This is a genomic window from Leuconostoc sp. S50, assembly GCF_016624925.1.
Taxonomy (GTDB): domain Bacteria; phylum Bacillota; class Bacilli; order Lactobacillales; family Lactobacillaceae; genus Leuconostoc; species Leuconostoc pseudomesenteroides.
Map to the genome: position 1 here is coordinate 109,260 of NZ_JACVUE010000006.1, position 13,973 is coordinate 123,232.

Consider the following 13,973-nt stretch of genomic DNA (forward strand, 5'->3'; position numbering starts at 1 on the left):
ATAAAAAACGCGACTGTTTTAAATTCATCACGTTTTTGTAAAATGCCAGCTATTGGCACTTGAGCGTTATCAGTCACATGAACTTAACCTATCAATGCCACCATCACCAGATAAATACTCCAACCCCAGACGATGTGTCCCAAAAATTCCGAAAAGTGCTCTGCAAATGGTTGCTTGGCAGGTGACGGAATCGTTTTTAGTAGTGGCAGTAGCACAATATGAAAAATGAACCACACAACAACCCCATATACTGTTCCCTGACCAATCGCTACAACATGATTAAATGCCTGTAAAAAAGTAAACAGCGCAGCAAATGTGATCGAAAACCCAAAATGCATGAATAGCGCCACAAAATAGATTCGTTGATCTGTGGCATAGGTCCAATAAGCATGCGTAAACGATTTAGAAAACCCAAGTTGTTGTAAAAGCTGTTGGGGTGGATTAGTCTCATCTCTAGCTTGACTTCTAGGTGGCAAAATGGCTTCCCAACCAATTTTCACCATGCCAGACAGTAGCCCAGCAATAATACCAACAAAAACTGTGTCTCCTATGATATGCAACATCTTCTCTCTACCACCTTTAAAAAATTACGTTATCAATATTCATTCTTAATTATAGCATAATACCTACATTTCCCTGTTCTGGGTACTTTTTTAGCTGGCGCGCTAGTCAAATCGAATGCAATAAAAAAGTACGGACGCGTCCGTACTTGAATAGATTTTAATCATTTAAAACAGCAATCATAAAGTCCATAAAGTCTCTGACAAAGCGTTCCGTCTTGACACCAACTGCCACTTGCGTTGTTGTGTCTTCAAGCAAACGCTCTCGATCACCGATTGTACGACCGTAATCACCCGATTCTTGATCGTATGTCACCCTCATATTCAATGGAATCGTCAGGACATAGCTAGGATCAATCGCCACTGCAACGGCTAGTGGATCATGTAAAGCAGCACCACGATGATCAATACCAAGTTGATCATAAGCTTCAATGTAATAATCCATCAAATCAGCATATATTATACCTGCTTTAGTGCCTAGATCACGCCATTTTTGAGTGTGGTTTTTCGTCAACAATGTCCGTAAAGTTACATCTAAACCAACCATTGTCAACCGTTCTTGCTCCCTAAACACATGATCTGCAGCTTCAGGATCCTGATGAATATTAGCTTCAGTAAATGGCGTCACATTTCCTGGCACTGTCAACGCACCGCCCATTAAGGTGGTGTTGCCAATCAGGTGAGCAATTTCTGGATCGATTGTCAACGCTTTTGACAAATTGGTCAATGGACCAGTTGGTACATAAACCAATTCATCCTTATATTGGTGCGCCATTTTGATCAGAAAGTCTATGCCACTCATTGTTTCAACTTGTCGTGGTGAATGTGTTATATCAATATTACCAACACCATTATCACCATGAATTGCTTTAGAAATTGGCATCACATCAAAACTTTGTGTTGTTGAAGAATGAGATTCGCCCAAAAATACTGGCACATTGTCTGCACCTAATAAATGTAACAAATCCAATGTATTTTGTGCGGCTGTTTCAACTAATGTATTACCATAAGAAGCGATCACACCAATCAAGTCTGTACGCGGATCACATACAGCCCATGCCAATGCTAAGGCGTCATCAACACCTGTATCTAAATCTAAAATCATTTTGACAGAAGCCATGTCATTCTTCTCCTTCGAGTTGTTTATTCATATTTGGTATTTGTGCAACAAACCATTTTTCAAAGGCTGCTGCATCAATGTCTGTTGCAACATGGACATTTTTTTTACCTTGCGACCAGCGATTTTGCGTGTCAGCCACAGTGGCGCCTGCTGCTGGTCCTTGTGTAATGACATCTACCCAATAATCTGTCAACGTGTAAAATTCTGGTGCCAATAAGTAGCAGATTGTATTTACATCATGCATTGGTTTACCATCAGCTTCAGTATCACCATAAGCAGTCATCAACTGATGTAACATTTTACCGCACTCGCCAAGTTTAGCAACGGCGTCAATCGTTTTCAAAGACAGTAATGCTTTTAACGTAACATCTAAACCAATCATCACAATGTCGATACCACTTTTAAAGACAATATCAGCTGCATCAGGGTCAGTAAAGACATTAAATTCAGCCACTGAAGACACGTTACCACCAGATAATGACCCTCCCATCAGCACGAAGCGTTTAATATGCGGTAAAGCTTCTGGATACCGTTGGATGAGCTGTGCAATATTTGTGTAAGATCCGGTTGCCACGACAGTGATCGGCTCTGTCGCAGCCAGCAACGTTTCAGCCATCGCACTCACTGCATCTTGTGCAATTGCCTGATTTTTTGGCGTTTCAAAATCATAACCTGGCATACCCGAAGCACCATGGATATACGAAGCATCAACAAACGCCTTTTTGAGAGGCTTTGATGCACCCTTGGCAACAGGTACTTCTTGCCGATTAAAAAATGTGGTTAATTTGAGTAAATTAGCAGTTGTCTTATCAACACTGACATTGCCAGCCACACTAGTCAATAACTTAATGTCAAAATTAGGATTAGTTAAGGCAATTGACAATGCCACTGCATCATCAATGCCAGGATCCATATCTAAAATAATCGGTATCATGATCTATTCCTCTACAATTCTTACCAAACAAACAAACCTGCTGTGGCAGCTGAAAGCAATGATACTAATACGCCAGCCAACAACATATATGGTACACGTGCACTAATATAGTCATTCTTTTCTTTATTAACAAGTCCCTTGAAACAACCGATAATCATACCAATCGTGCCAAAGTTAGCAAAGCTTGTCAAGAATACAGTCAAAACAACACGTGCATGCTCATTTGCGAAGAAGCCTTTACCAGCCATAATCGACTTTGATACTTCACCCATCACAACGAATTCGTTAGTCACTAACTTAGTACCCATGTATTGTGCCAAACGGAAAGCATCATCAACACTGAAACCTAACAACCATGCAAATGGGAACATAATCACACCGAAAATATTTTCCAGCGTTAACCAATGCAATCCTGTCAAACTAAACAATTGGTTAATCAAAGCTGCCAGAGAAACAAAGGCAATCACAGTAGCGGTAATAATTAAAATCAACTTACCAGCACCTAAGATTGAATCTCCTAAAAATGAAAAGAATGGTTCTTTCTTTTCACCTTTTTCAGTGACATTCACAATTACATCTTCTTCAGGCGTTACTTTAGTAGGATTAAGAATGGAAGCCACAATGATAGCGCCCAAAATGTTTAAGGGAATAGCAGTCAACACATAATTACCAGGCACCATTTGTGTATAAGAACCAATGATTGCCGATGTCACACAGCTCATTGACATCATTGCTAATGTAAAATTACGCCGTGCAGACATGCTGTCCAACTGATTTTTTGAAACAGCCAAAACTTCTGTATTACCCAAAAACATCATTTCAATTGAGAAAAATGCTTCAAACTTTGGCTGTCCAGTGACAAATGCCAAACCCTTACCAATCCATTTAATCAACCATGGCAACAAACCAATATATGTCAAAATATCAAACAATGGCACAACGAGCAAAATGGGTAGCAAAGCTGAGGTTACGAAGTTTGGGCCACCATTATTTGATGTCAACCACTCAGGTAATGCGAATGCAATACCTTTTGACGCAACAGATACTAACCAGTTAAACCCATCAGCTGCACCCTGAACAGCAATTTGACCTGCCTTGAACTGCGTGAAAAACCAAGCCAAAGCAATTTCTAAGGCTAACACAACACCAACTGAACTCCAAGGAATATTCTTCCTATCATTAGAAAACAGCGCTGCAATGGCAATGAAAACAAAAATACCAAGTAAATTTACGATTAAAAACATAATCAGTTCCTCTCCTGAAAACAATAATTTTTAAGTAAAACGTTTAACCAAAAATAGTGTAGCATATTTATTTTAAAATTGGAAGCGTTTTCAAAAAATTAACTGGTACAATAGATACTAAGTATGAGAACAAGGAATGAGAAGATGCATAAGATATCCATTAAGGACGTGGCAAAAAAGGCCAATGTCTCAATTACAGCTGTTTCACAAATCTTAAATAATAAGGGGGATCGCTTTTCAGCAGAAACAATCAAAAAAGTGTTACAAGCTCGTGATGAGCTGGGATACGTACCAAACAGTGCCGCTCGTAATTTAAAAGTGCGGCATAGCCGCTTGATTGGTATTATTGTTCCCTCATTTAGAATGCCCTTTTTTGCTGATATCATTCAAAGTATGCAGGACAACGCGCCTGAAGATGTGAATCTTGTATTCATTGGCTCTACTGCCGACAACTTGCAAAGTTCAATTTATTCATTAGTTGAACGTGGCGTTCAAGCATTGATTTTCGGTCGCCCGATTCCTAATCGCGATGTTGTGAATGCTTTTTTAAAAAAACGTCATATTCCTTATTTGGTATTAGACCAGAATGCCGATATCAACGCTCAAGACATGGTACAAACCAATGAATTTACCGGTGGTAGCTTAGCAGCAAGCCATTTACTGTCGTTAGGTCACCGTGATATTGCCCTCATATTACCCAATGACCTAACCGACAATATGCGTCAACGGCGTGCTGGGTTCCTTGATACGTTGTCGGCTGCCAACGTGACACCTATTTCAGTTATTTCAGCAGCGCTCTCTAAACACGGTGGTTTGGCAGTTGTTCACCAATTAATACAAAGCCAGGCAACAGCTGCTTTTATATTAAATGATGAAATGGCAATCGGTGTCTTACGCGGTCTAACTTGGCAAAATGTTAAGGTGCCTGAGGATATATCAATTGTTGGCTATGATGATACTGACTACGCTGAATTCGTGGTGCCTTCATTAACCACTATCGCCCAACCAGTCGCCGAAATTGGGCAATCAGCGTTGAATATGATTTTGCAACGTCTCGCCCATCCCAATCTTCCTTACCAAACAGCATTTTTCGACGTTAAATTAGTCATCCGAGAATCCACTGCCCAACTATCAACAGATCAATAAACCCTTAGTTATATCATGTCCCCTGAATGCTAAAGCAACATTCAGGGGCTTTTTTACGTGCTTGACTTAAACAATCTTTTAATTTATAATAAAGTCCTAACTCAGGTAAAACGTTTAACCTAATTTTATCTTAAGGAGTAAACTATCATGACAAATAAAGTTGTGATCATTGGTAGTCTCAATATTGACACCATTCAAATGATTGAACGCATGCCGCAACAAGGCGAAACAATTGCAGTGCAAAATCAAGCTAGTACCTTTGGTGGTAAAGGCGCAAATCAAGCTGTAGCGGCTGCACGTCAAGGGGCTGATGTTACTTTCATCGGCGCAGTCGGTGATGACGAACGTGGCCGTGCCTTTAAGCAACTATTGGATGACGAAGGTATCAGTACAAAGTATATTTTTACTAAAAAGCAACCAACCGGTTCAGCAACTATTATGCTGGAAAATGATGGTCATAACACAATCATGGTGTACGGTGGTGCCAACATGGCACTTAGCGTTGCTGATATTCAGCAAGCCAAAGAAGCCATTGCTGAAGCTGATGTTGTTGTCGCACAACTAGAAGTTCCTACAGACGTTGTGGCTGAGGGATTTGCCATTGCGAGACAACATGCCGCACTGACTATTTTAAATCCAGCCCCAATTACGTCACATTTAGATGATACAATAATTCTAAATACTGACTTAATCATCCCAAATGAAACCGAGGCAGCAGCACTTGCAGGCACTGAACCAACAACCGCCCCTGAAAAATTACCTGCACTCGTTGATCAGCTAAAATCAAGGGGATTACACAACACCATCATCACCTTGGGTGGCGATGGCGTGTTCTATAACGTCAACAATCAACACAATCAATTACCCATTTTCAAAGTCAAAGCTGTGGACACCACGGCGGCTGGAGATACCTTTATTGGTACGGTTGCCGCTAACATTTCTACCAAAATGACTGATTTAGATATGATTGTTACACGCAGTTGCTTCGCAAGTTCGCTGACCGTCAGTCGCTCAGGCGCAATTGTATCCATTCCCAACAAACAAGAAGTTGACGCAGGACTTGCTAACCAAGCGAAAGTGATGACTAGAGGCTAATAATGACTGATAAAGACTTACAAAAAAAACAAGCTGCTGAGGCGGCCTTACAATATATTAAACCAAACATGATTGTCGGATTAGGTACAGGATCGACTGTGTCATATTTCCTAGAGGCGTTGGCAAAAGCAGATATCAATATTGTCGGTGTCACAACTTCACAAGTTACTAGCCAGCACTGTGCGGAGCTCAGCATTCCCATTGTTGATATTGACGAAGTCGATCATATTGATGTGACTGTCGATGGCGCTGATGAAGTTGATACCTATTTGAACGGGATCAAAGGTGGCGGTGCTGCCCTCTTAATGGAAAAAATTGTCGCCAAAAACTCTAACGAAAATATATGGATCGTTGACGAAAGTAAAGTTCACGCAACTTTAGGTAGTTTTCCACTACCTATTGAAGTGATTCCTTACGGTAATGGCCAATTATTCCGTCAATTTACCGATAGAGGATTCTTTCCTAAATTAAGACGTCAAGCAAATGGTGCCCCTTTAGTTACTGATGCGGGTCACTACATTATTGATTGCCATTTAAATAACATTAACAATCCGTATGCATTAGCTGAATATTTGGAAGGCCAAGTTGGCGTTGTCGAGCATGGTCTGTTCCTTAATATTTGTAATCGCGTGATTATCGGTGGTGAAACTGTGACAATTAAAGAGCGACAAAAGACGAATACGGAGCAAGTTTAATGTTATTTTTAATCATTGCTTTGGGCGCCGGATTAATTTTAGCCGCACAAAACGCTATCAATGCCGAGTTAAGCGCCTGCCTTAAATCTCCAATCGCTGCCAGTTTTCTTGGTTATGTAGTTGGGACCCTATTTCTACTCCTGTTGACCATTATAATTGGTGACTTTTCTAAAATTGCTGACCTCTTTTCAGCACCACTTTGGTTACTCACCGGTGGCTTGTTTGGCTTAATGTTTGTCACAAGTTGTATCATACTTTTTCCAAAAATTGGTGCGGTTGAAACCGTCATGTTGCCCACACTAGGTCAAATTGTCGCTGGCATGTTATTTGAAACAGTTGGCTGGTTCAACGTTGATATTATTCCAATGACGCTGCTTCGCATTGTTGGTCTGATGGTCTTATTATTAGGAACTTACATCGCTGTCGTCTTAGCCACTAAAAGAAAAACACTCGCCAGCCGTTCTCAAAACAATCAAGCATCCTCACGCTTGGTCTTGCGTTTATGGGCGTTTGGCGCTGGTGTCTTATGTACTGTCCAATCAACTTTTAACGGACAACTTGGCAATCTAATTGACAGTCCAACGGTAAGTGCACTTTGGGCGTTTGTGATTGGTCTCATCGTACTCGTTTTCCTCAAGCCCAACACATGGCAAGTTCTCGTTCGTGGCATTAAAATGCCACAATCTTGGTCAGCCGGTGTTGCTGGTGGTACATTTGTGACGCTAATGTCCCTCCTAATTCCTAAATTAGGCCCTGGCTTAACCGTCAGTATTTCAACACTAGGCGTTATGGTTGGCGCAATGTTAGTGCAACAATTCGGACTGTTCAAATCATTACGTCAAAACGTCTCAATGACTCAGGTTATCGGCATTTTAATTATGCTGAGCGGCATTATTTTAATAAAAATGTTTTAAAAAGACTGTTCAATTCTAACGTGTTACTAGCGTTAGAATTGAACAGTCTTTTATTATTTTACACCACTTGCTACATCCGCATGATAAATGTATGAACGTGTCATTGGCAGATTAGTGCTCGAGGCACCTTTCGTCAGCAAATACTGAACAACATCAATATTGCCTGATTCAAATGACGCTGCACAAGCTTGCAAATATAAATCCCACATACGATAGAAACGCTCACCGTATCGAGATGTCACACTTTCACTGACATCGTGAAAGTTATCGGTCCAAATTTCAAGTGTTTTTTGATAATGTCGGCGTAGCGGCTCCAAATCATCAACCTGCAAATGAGCATCCATAATATGGTCAATATTCTCCGCCAAATTAGGAATATAACCACCCGGGAAAATGTACTTATTGATCCATGCATCGACACCAGCACCTTTATGTTGGCCAGTGATACCATGAATCAAAGCAGTACCATTTTCAACAAGTAATTGGTCAACTTTTGAAAAATAGGCCGCCAGGTTTTCTTTACCAACATGCTCAAACATACCAACCGAGGTAACATGGTCGTACTGCTCTTTTAGCTCGCGATAATCTTCTAGGTAAACAGTTACTTGACCCGTCAAACCTTCTGCTTTAATTTTGTCTGAGACAAAATCATACTGTTGCTGACTCAGGGTCACACCAGTAGCTTTTAGACCGTACTCTTTGGCAGCTGTGAATAACAGAGTTCCCCAACCGCAGCCAATGTCTAATAGTGTTTCACCTTCTTGGGCATGCAACTTGTTGAGAATGTGACGCACTTTATTCATCTGTGCATCTTCTAAAGTATCACTGTCACTGGCAAAATAAGCACAAGAATACGTCATGGTTTTATCCAACCACATCTCATAAAAATCATTACCAATGTCGTAGTGACTTTGAACATCGTTTTTGCTGACCTTTTCAGAATGTGAGTGCTTAGGAATCAGTTTAGAGAACTTGCTATTATTGAAAAAGCTATCTTGTGACCGGTAAGCCAATGTAACTAATTCTTGTAAGTTACCTTGAATCTCAATTTTGCCATCCATGTAGGCTTCACCAAAAGTAAGTGAAGCATGGGCAACAATTTCTTTAATCGGAATGAGCTCATGCATAATGATTTTGGCAATTGATTCACCTTCACCAAAATGCACTGTTTCCCCATCCCAAAATTCAACGTCGATTGGGGCGTCAAAACTGGACTTTAAAATTTGCTTGTAAATCGCTTTGTCAATCATAAATTCCCCTTTTCTAACATAAAGCTATTTTAGAAAAGCATGAATTCAAAGTCAAATCAAAACATTATCACAACACCAATTCTTAAAAATTTAGATATCAATAAATAACACAAAAAACGACATTTTTCCGGTCTTAAACGAGGCGAATAGCTTCCATTACGATATAAAATTCATTTTTTGTCAACAATTTTTAAACGACAAAATCAAAGCACTAGGCATCGTAAACCAAATCAAGATTCATAAAAGCAAATTTATGCCGTAACGCTGTCACAATTTTTTGTTTCTGTTGTGCTAATCCTTTTAGGTTAATATCGCCGTTAATTGTGCCATTAATTAACACTTTCACTCTATAAGCCATTCCTGTTTTATAAATGACACATGATTTTACTAAAATATCATCTGCTAAAGTTGTTCGAACAATATGCTCTACTTTTTGTTGAACTTGCTCATTTTGAAGCACGCCGCCACTGATTTCAATAAAAGCAAGTTTAATGACTTGAAAGGGATTATTGAGCCCTATATACCAAGGCTTTATCGAATAAAGTGTACAAATAATGTACAAATAGAAAAAAGCACCGACCAGATTAATTTCCAGTCGGCTTTTTTGTGTAATATATTTTCTGTCAGAGGAGAAAGAGAATACTCAATTAATATATTCGGCCTAGATTATATGAACATTAAAACCCAACGGGAATACATTTTTTATCAGTTCCCCCATTTCCTGTTGGGTTGCCCAATTATGCGCTCTATTGATTATATGAATATTAAATAGAAAAAAAGACCCGCACCAGTTAGCGGGTCAATGTATGGATCATCAATACTCCGGAGTATTATGATACACCCAGTCTATTACTTTTTCCTATTTTAAGCAAATAAAAACCCAACAATCTGCGCTGATATCAGAAGGATGGACGTTAAACTTTGATATCGATTGTTGAGCTGACTATATATTATCACTCTTACTTTTTGAAAGCAAATAAAAAAGAAACACATCAGATGTGCTCCTTAAACATAAAAGAAATGTAGCAGTTTTCGGAGAAGCTACGTACTACATTCTATCGGACTTACTTTAAAATAGCAAATAAAAACCCAACAAGTTGAAAACAATTTCAGAATGGACGCCTCCATTATTAAAAAGTGATTGTTGGGCTACACTTATTCTACCCCTATTTGATTGCTGTGTAAATTAAAACCCAACAACCAAGCATTTCACTTAAAAGACGGGCACGTCATGAAATGGTCGACGATGATTGCTGGGTAGTGTCAACATAAGACTTACTTATTGTAAGCTATTTGGATTTTAATTGCAAATAAAAACCTAACAAACAGTAATGTGTATACTTACGACCGTATTTGTTAGGCTATTTGTATAGTATCACTCTTACTTTTTGAAAGCAAATAAAAAAAGAAACACATCAGATGTGCTCCTTAAATCTAACAGAAGTGTAGCAATTTTTCAGAGAAAGCTACGAAATATATTGTAAATCACTTACTTTAAAATAGCAAATAAAAACCGGTTACAACTAATGACCGGTAGTATAGTGAATTTCTCAGCAAGAAACAATGGTACATAAAGGTTTCAAAACTAAAAAATAAAGAAGGAGCACTTGCTGAGTGCGGCCAATCTCTCATGACTACAAAAATATTTTACTATATGAAATAAAAATTTACAACAAAAAAACCCCAACAGGGACAAGCCAAATTTTAAAGAGTAAATATGATCTGCGTAATCACGCCAGTAGTAAGTAACCTAGAAAGAATACGCCTGTTGGAGCAACAAACACAGTCGTAGTCATTAAGACTACAAAATTATTCTAATTCATAATAAATATTTTTGTCAAATAAAAAATCAGGTTAGCGTAAACTAACCTGATACTGGACGCGTATTTTCTTTGGGGAGAAAATACATTATAATTTCAATGGCAAGAAATTACTCTTTTATTTTATATAAACATGTAAAATATTGCAAACAAAAAGCCCGACAAGGTATATTCGTTCAACTCATGATTTCACATATTTTGTAAAGAAGATTTTTAAGAAAGCTGTCGGGCTAAGTAGTCACCTACTATGCTTATATATTATCACTACATACTTTAAATAAGCAAACAAAAAGCTCAACAACACGTAAACATAAAAACCAAAAGCGATAACATTCAAAAGAGCAGTTGTTGAGTTGTGTCATTATAATACCATGTAATTGATTTTTGGGTAATAAAAAAGCTCAACAGTGTAACATCAATTAACCTGCCGAGCATGTAGTCCACTCTTGAAAAGACCACTCGTTTATTTTAACACAAATAAAAACCCAACAACCTGTAAACGGTATGCTGCGAACAGCAAGATGTTGAGCCTGTTATTATTCTACTACGTCACCTTAGAATTGCAAACAAAAACCCAACAAATTGAAAACGATCCCATAAGGAAGAGCTCGTGAGAGCATGAAACCGATTGCTGGGTCTGTAGTCCACTCTTGAAAGAACTACGACTCTATTTTATCACAAATTAAAACCCAACGATCATTGTGCGATATCGGTAGACATCTAGGTCTAGTTCCGATAATGATTGCTGGGTAGTGTCAACATAAGACTTACTTATTGTAAGCTGTTTGAATTTTAATTGCAACTTAAAACCCAACAAACATATCAGATTCGAAATTGGGGTAACTCATCATGCTGTTGTTGGGCTATTTAATGGTATCACTTGTGCGGGTTGAGGGCAAATAAAAAAGGATCCCTGTTATGGTGGTTATCCTTTGAAAGGTATCTTTCCTGTATCAACTAAGTTCTTAACAAAACTATGCAATCCTACTTTATCATTAACCGTTAACTTAGCAACCGGCTTGTTTCTCAATATATAATCAGTTGTAATGTTATAAGTTCTGTGGCAGTCAACATATGACTCTTTTTTTAATCCTGCTTGTTGCCACTCTATAATAGGATAATATAGCTCTTTGATTTTTTCTGGTTTTTTATCGTAATCACTGGTAACTTTTAGTAATTTAATATATCCATCCGACATGCTTAATACTAAAGCAGGTCTAGTTTTTGAATCACTTTTGTCTTCATATGGTATGTTTACCACGTAAACTTTCATCCTGGGATCTAATTCACTCATTAACCATTAACCATCCAGTCATGGAAATTAGGTGACTTCTTTTCATCGTATTTTCCGTTTTCGTCAATATCAACCACCTCCGTAGGATAGCTAGCAAACAAATCGTCCCAATCTAACTTGCTAGGTTCTTTTGAAACGATTAGTTCCTGATTGTCGTTCAAGGTAAAAGTCAATTTATCTCCCTTTTCTATGTTCAACTTTGTTCTGAACTTAGCTGGTATGCTAACTTGACCCTTTGCCGTTACTGTTCCGATTCCTGTATTTGTCATGTTTTATCCTCCGAAGTAATACATATTACGTAATACGTATTACCTATACATGAATTATATATTGTTTGTATATTTTTTGTCAAATAAATTTGCCGTTTTGCTAATTTATAATTATCATCAAGACACAAAAACCGCCCAACCAGAAATAATCCAGTCGGGCGGTTTTATTATATTCAATTTTGTAAGGCGTTAACCTTTGCTTGTGCATCAGCTAATGCCTGTTGTGCTTTGGCTAATTCATCAGCCTTGGCTACTTCGCTTGCTTGTTGTTCTGCTGCCTCTTGCGCTTTGGCTTGTTCAGCTGTCATTTGTGGGTACGTCTGATTCAGTTCATTAATCAATGTAGCGTACTCTTTTTCGATAGTGTTCCTGATTAGTGTTTCATTCGTATTTGAAAGTCCTAATGCCGATAACGCTTTTTTGACGATATCAACGGCACCTGACTTTTTTGCTTCACCCTCTAGATATTGTGTCACACCTAACTTTTGCATGGCCACGATTGCAGCCTTAGCCAAGGGTGATAGAACGTTAATCAAAGTGGTAGCCTTGCTATTGCCAGTAATGACTTTACCAATCCAACCACCAATGATTGGAATAGCTGCCAAAGCGATTGAGATAATAACATCTGAAATACTATTTACTTGCATGTGATCTCCTTATTTGATTGTTGCAAACGACTTCATCATCGAGACTGGCTCACCACCAATTTCAACGTTAATCGTTGTCGCTGTCTGTGAAATGACCTTGTACTTGCCAGTCAAAGTGAAGTATTCCATACGTCCATTGTTGCCTTGAATGTATTGATTTTTCAGCTTATTACCGTATCGGTCAGTCAAAGTCAGGGCTGAAATAGGAATATAGTTGTTGTAATCAATCACCGGAATACTCATATCAATGTTGATACCATAAGTTTTGTGATTGTACTTCGTCCAATAATCAGATACATAGACACCACTAAATGTTGCATAACGTGTCTTGGCTGGTGTACTTGGTGTGTTCGTTGATTGTGATGGCTTAGAAGCTGTTTGCTCTGTCGGCTTGTCATTATCCAATGAACCAACCACCATAACGTTACCGTCAACACCAAAATGATTATCACCATACTGCCACATCTTAACGTTGCTCATATTTGGGAAATATTGCATAGGCGGCGTTGCTTGATTAGCAGTAGTTAGATACCAAGCTACCCATAAAGCGTTAGGATAACGTGTATTCACTCTTGATAAGTCAACGTTAGCATTCATGTAGTAGTAACCAGAGTACAGCATTGGCTTGTAACCAGCAGCGTAGATGGCGTCCATGAACTTCAAAATAGCTGTCGTGTTGTTAGCCTTATTCAGACCTGCACCTTCTTCATAATCCAATGCGATGTAACTAACCTTAGCTAATCCAGCATTCTGTGCGTCTTGTACAGCTAATTGTGCGTGATAACTTGCTTCACTAACTGAATCACCAACCTCACCCCAGAAATAACCACCAGTTTGCATACCAACGTCATCAGCATTATGAATTTGTGCATAGGCTTTAGGGTTGACATAGTGACTACCCTCACCGCCGCCACGTCCACCTAGCTTAACCATAGTGCTCTTATACTAAAAAAATGGACTATTTTTATTCAGTCCGTAAAATGAA

Annotated in this window: 14 protein-coding genes; 4 read left to right on the forward strand and 10 right to left on the reverse strand. The window is 38.7% G+C overall.

Annotated features, from left to right (window positions below):
* Window positions 1-83: 83 nt before the first annotated feature.
* From IAE53_RS06725 to IAE53_RS06740, 4 genes are all read right to left on the reverse strand, one after another.
* Window positions 84-563 (reverse strand): DUF1440 domain-containing protein, encoded by a 480-nt coding sequence (locus IAE53_RS06725; protein ID WP_010281885.1) that lies wholly within the window; start codon window positions 561-563, stop codon window positions 84-86.
* A gap of 157 nt (window positions 564-720) precedes the next feature.
* Window positions 721-1,680 carry a nucleoside hydrolase gene (locus IAE53_RS06730; RefSeq protein ID WP_148422872.1) on the reverse strand — a complete coding sequence of 320 codons (960 nt, stop codon included), beginning with the start codon at window positions 1,678-1,680 and terminating at the stop codon, window positions 721-723.
* Window position 1,681: 1 nt separating this feature from the next.
* Entirely contained in the window at window positions 1,682-2,614 is a 933-nt protein-coding gene (rihC, locus tag IAE53_RS06735) for a ribonucleoside hydrolase RihC (RefSeq protein WP_148422873.1), read from the reverse strand.
* Window positions 2,615-2,634: 20 nt separating this feature from the next.
* Entirely contained in the window at window positions 2,635-3,858 is a 1,224-nt protein-coding gene (locus IAE53_RS06740) for a NupC/NupG family nucleoside CNT transporter (RefSeq protein WP_010281897.1), read from the reverse strand.
* A 144-nt stretch (window positions 3,859-4,002) separates the two neighbouring features.
* Between IAE53_RS06740 and rbsR the strand changes: the two genes are divergently transcribed.
* From rbsR to IAE53_RS06760, 4 genes are all read left to right on the forward strand, one after another.
* Window positions 4,003-5,004: a ribose utilization transcriptional repressor RbsR gene (rbsR, locus tag IAE53_RS06745; protein ID WP_010281901.1), complete on the forward strand. Its 1,002-nt coding sequence runs from the start codon at window positions 4,003-4,005 to the stop codon at window positions 5,002-5,004.
* A 147-nt stretch (window positions 5,005-5,151) separates the two neighbouring features.
* The gene (gene rbsK, locus IAE53_RS06750) at window positions 5,152-6,099 is read left to right on the forward strand and encodes a ribokinase (RefSeq protein WP_010281905.1); all 948 of its coding nucleotides are present in this window, start codon (window positions 5,152-5,154) and stop codon (window positions 6,097-6,099) included.
* A 2-nt stretch (window positions 6,100-6,101) separates the two neighbouring features.
* Complete coding sequence (rpiA, locus tag IAE53_RS06755; protein WP_148422874.1) at window positions 6,102-6,794, forward strand: ribose-5-phosphate isomerase RpiA; 693 nt, start codon at window positions 6,102-6,104, stop codon at window positions 6,792-6,794.
* Window positions 6,794-7,708: a DMT family transporter gene (locus IAE53_RS06760; RefSeq protein WP_200136119.1), complete on the forward strand. Its 915-nt coding sequence runs from the start codon at window positions 6,794-6,796 to the stop codon at window positions 7,706-7,708. The genes rpiA and IAE53_RS06760 overlap by 1 nt, the downstream gene beginning before the upstream one ends.
* Window positions 7,709-7,761: 53 nt before the next feature.
* On the opposite strand, the gene IAE53_RS06765 is transcribed toward IAE53_RS06760, so the two are convergent.
* The 6 genes from IAE53_RS06765 to IAE53_RS06790 all read right to left on the reverse strand — a co-directional run bounded on the left by IAE53_RS06765 (window position 7,762) and on the right by IAE53_RS06790 (window position 13,921).
* Window positions 7,762-8,958: a cyclopropane-fatty-acyl-phospholipid synthase family protein gene (locus tag IAE53_RS06765; protein WP_148422876.1), complete on the reverse strand. Its 1,197-nt coding sequence runs from the start codon at window positions 8,956-8,958 to the stop codon at window positions 7,762-7,764.
* Between the two features lie 211 nt (window positions 8,959-9,169).
* Window positions 9,170-9,418 carry a hypothetical protein gene (locus tag IAE53_RS06770; RefSeq protein ID WP_188353253.1) on the reverse strand — a complete coding sequence of 83 codons (249 nt, stop codon included), beginning with the start codon at window positions 9,416-9,418 and terminating at the stop codon, window positions 9,170-9,172.
* Window positions 9,419-11,703: 2,285 nt separating this feature from the next.
* Window positions 11,704-12,072, reverse strand: a complete 369-nt coding sequence (locus IAE53_RS06775; protein ID WP_010277757.1) for a hypothetical protein — start codon at window positions 12,070-12,072, stop codon at window positions 11,704-11,706.
* On the reverse strand, window positions 12,072-12,341 hold the full coding sequence (locus IAE53_RS06780; protein WP_010277753.1) for an AbrB/MazE/SpoVT family DNA-binding domain-containing protein: 270 nt from the start codon (window positions 12,339-12,341) through the stop codon (window positions 12,072-12,074). The genes IAE53_RS06775 and IAE53_RS06780 overlap by 1 nt, the downstream gene beginning before the upstream one ends.
* Before the next feature lie 173 nt (window positions 12,342-12,514).
* Window positions 12,515-12,988, reverse strand: a complete 474-nt coding sequence (locus tag IAE53_RS06785; RefSeq protein ID WP_148422878.1) for a holin — start codon at window positions 12,986-12,988, stop codon at window positions 12,515-12,517.
* A 9-nt stretch (window positions 12,989-12,997) separates the two neighbouring features.
* A complete protein-coding gene (locus IAE53_RS06790) occupies window positions 12,998-13,921 on the reverse strand; it encodes a GH25 family lysozyme (RefSeq protein ID WP_234456353.1) in 924 nt (307 codons plus the stop codon).
* Window positions 13,922-13,973: the final 52 nt, after the last annotated feature.

What these genes read in the sequence shown, in the direction of transcription:
- rihC (WP_148422873.1), bottom strand. Translation starts at nt 2,614, where the DNA reads ATGATACCGATTATTTTAGATATGGATCCTGGCATTGATGATGCAGTG.
- IAE53_RS06775 (WP_010277757.1), bottom strand. Translation starts at nt 12,072, where the DNA reads ATGAGTGAATTAGATCCCAGGATGAAAGTTTACGTGGTAAACATACCA.
- rbsK (WP_010281905.1), top strand. Translation starts at nt 5,152, where the DNA reads ATGACAAATAAAGTTGTGATCATTGGTAGTCTCAATATTGACACCATT.
- IAE53_RS06785 (WP_148422878.1), bottom strand. Translation starts at nt 12,988, where the DNA reads ATGCAAGTAAATAGTATTTCAGATGTTATTATCTCAATCGCTTTGGCA.
- IAE53_RS06740 (WP_010281897.1), bottom strand. Translation starts at nt 3,858, where the DNA reads ATGTTTTTAATCGTAAATTTACTTGGTATTTTTGTTTTCATTGCCATT.
- rbsR (WP_010281901.1), top strand. Translation starts at nt 4,003, where the DNA reads ATGCATAAGATATCCATTAAGGACGTGGCAAAAAAGGCCAATGTCTCA.
- IAE53_RS06790 (WP_234456353.1), bottom strand. Translation starts at nt 13,921, where the DNA reads ATGGTTAAGCTAGGTGGACGTGGCGGCGGTGAGGGTAGTCACTATGTC.
- IAE53_RS06780 (WP_010277753.1), bottom strand. Translation starts at nt 12,341, where the DNA reads ATGACAAATACAGGAATCGGAACAGTAACGGCAAAGGGTCAAGTTAGC.
- IAE53_RS06760 (WP_200136119.1), top strand. Translation starts at nt 6,794, where the DNA reads ATGTTATTTTTAATCATTGCTTTGGGCGCCGGATTAATTTTAGCCGCA.
- IAE53_RS06725 (WP_010281885.1), bottom strand. Translation starts at nt 563, where the DNA reads ATGTTGCATATCATAGGAGACACAGTTTTTGTTGGTATTATTGCTGGG.
- rpiA (WP_148422874.1), top strand. Translation starts at nt 6,102, where the DNA reads ATGACTGATAAAGACTTACAAAAAAAACAAGCTGCTGAGGCGGCCTTA.
- IAE53_RS06765 (WP_148422876.1), bottom strand. Translation starts at nt 8,958, where the DNA reads ATGATTGACAAAGCGATTTACAAGCAAATTTTAAAGTCCAGTTTTGAC.
- IAE53_RS06730 (WP_148422872.1), bottom strand. Translation starts at nt 1,680, where the DNA reads ATGGCTTCTGTCAAAATGATTTTAGATTTAGATACAGGTGTTGATGAC.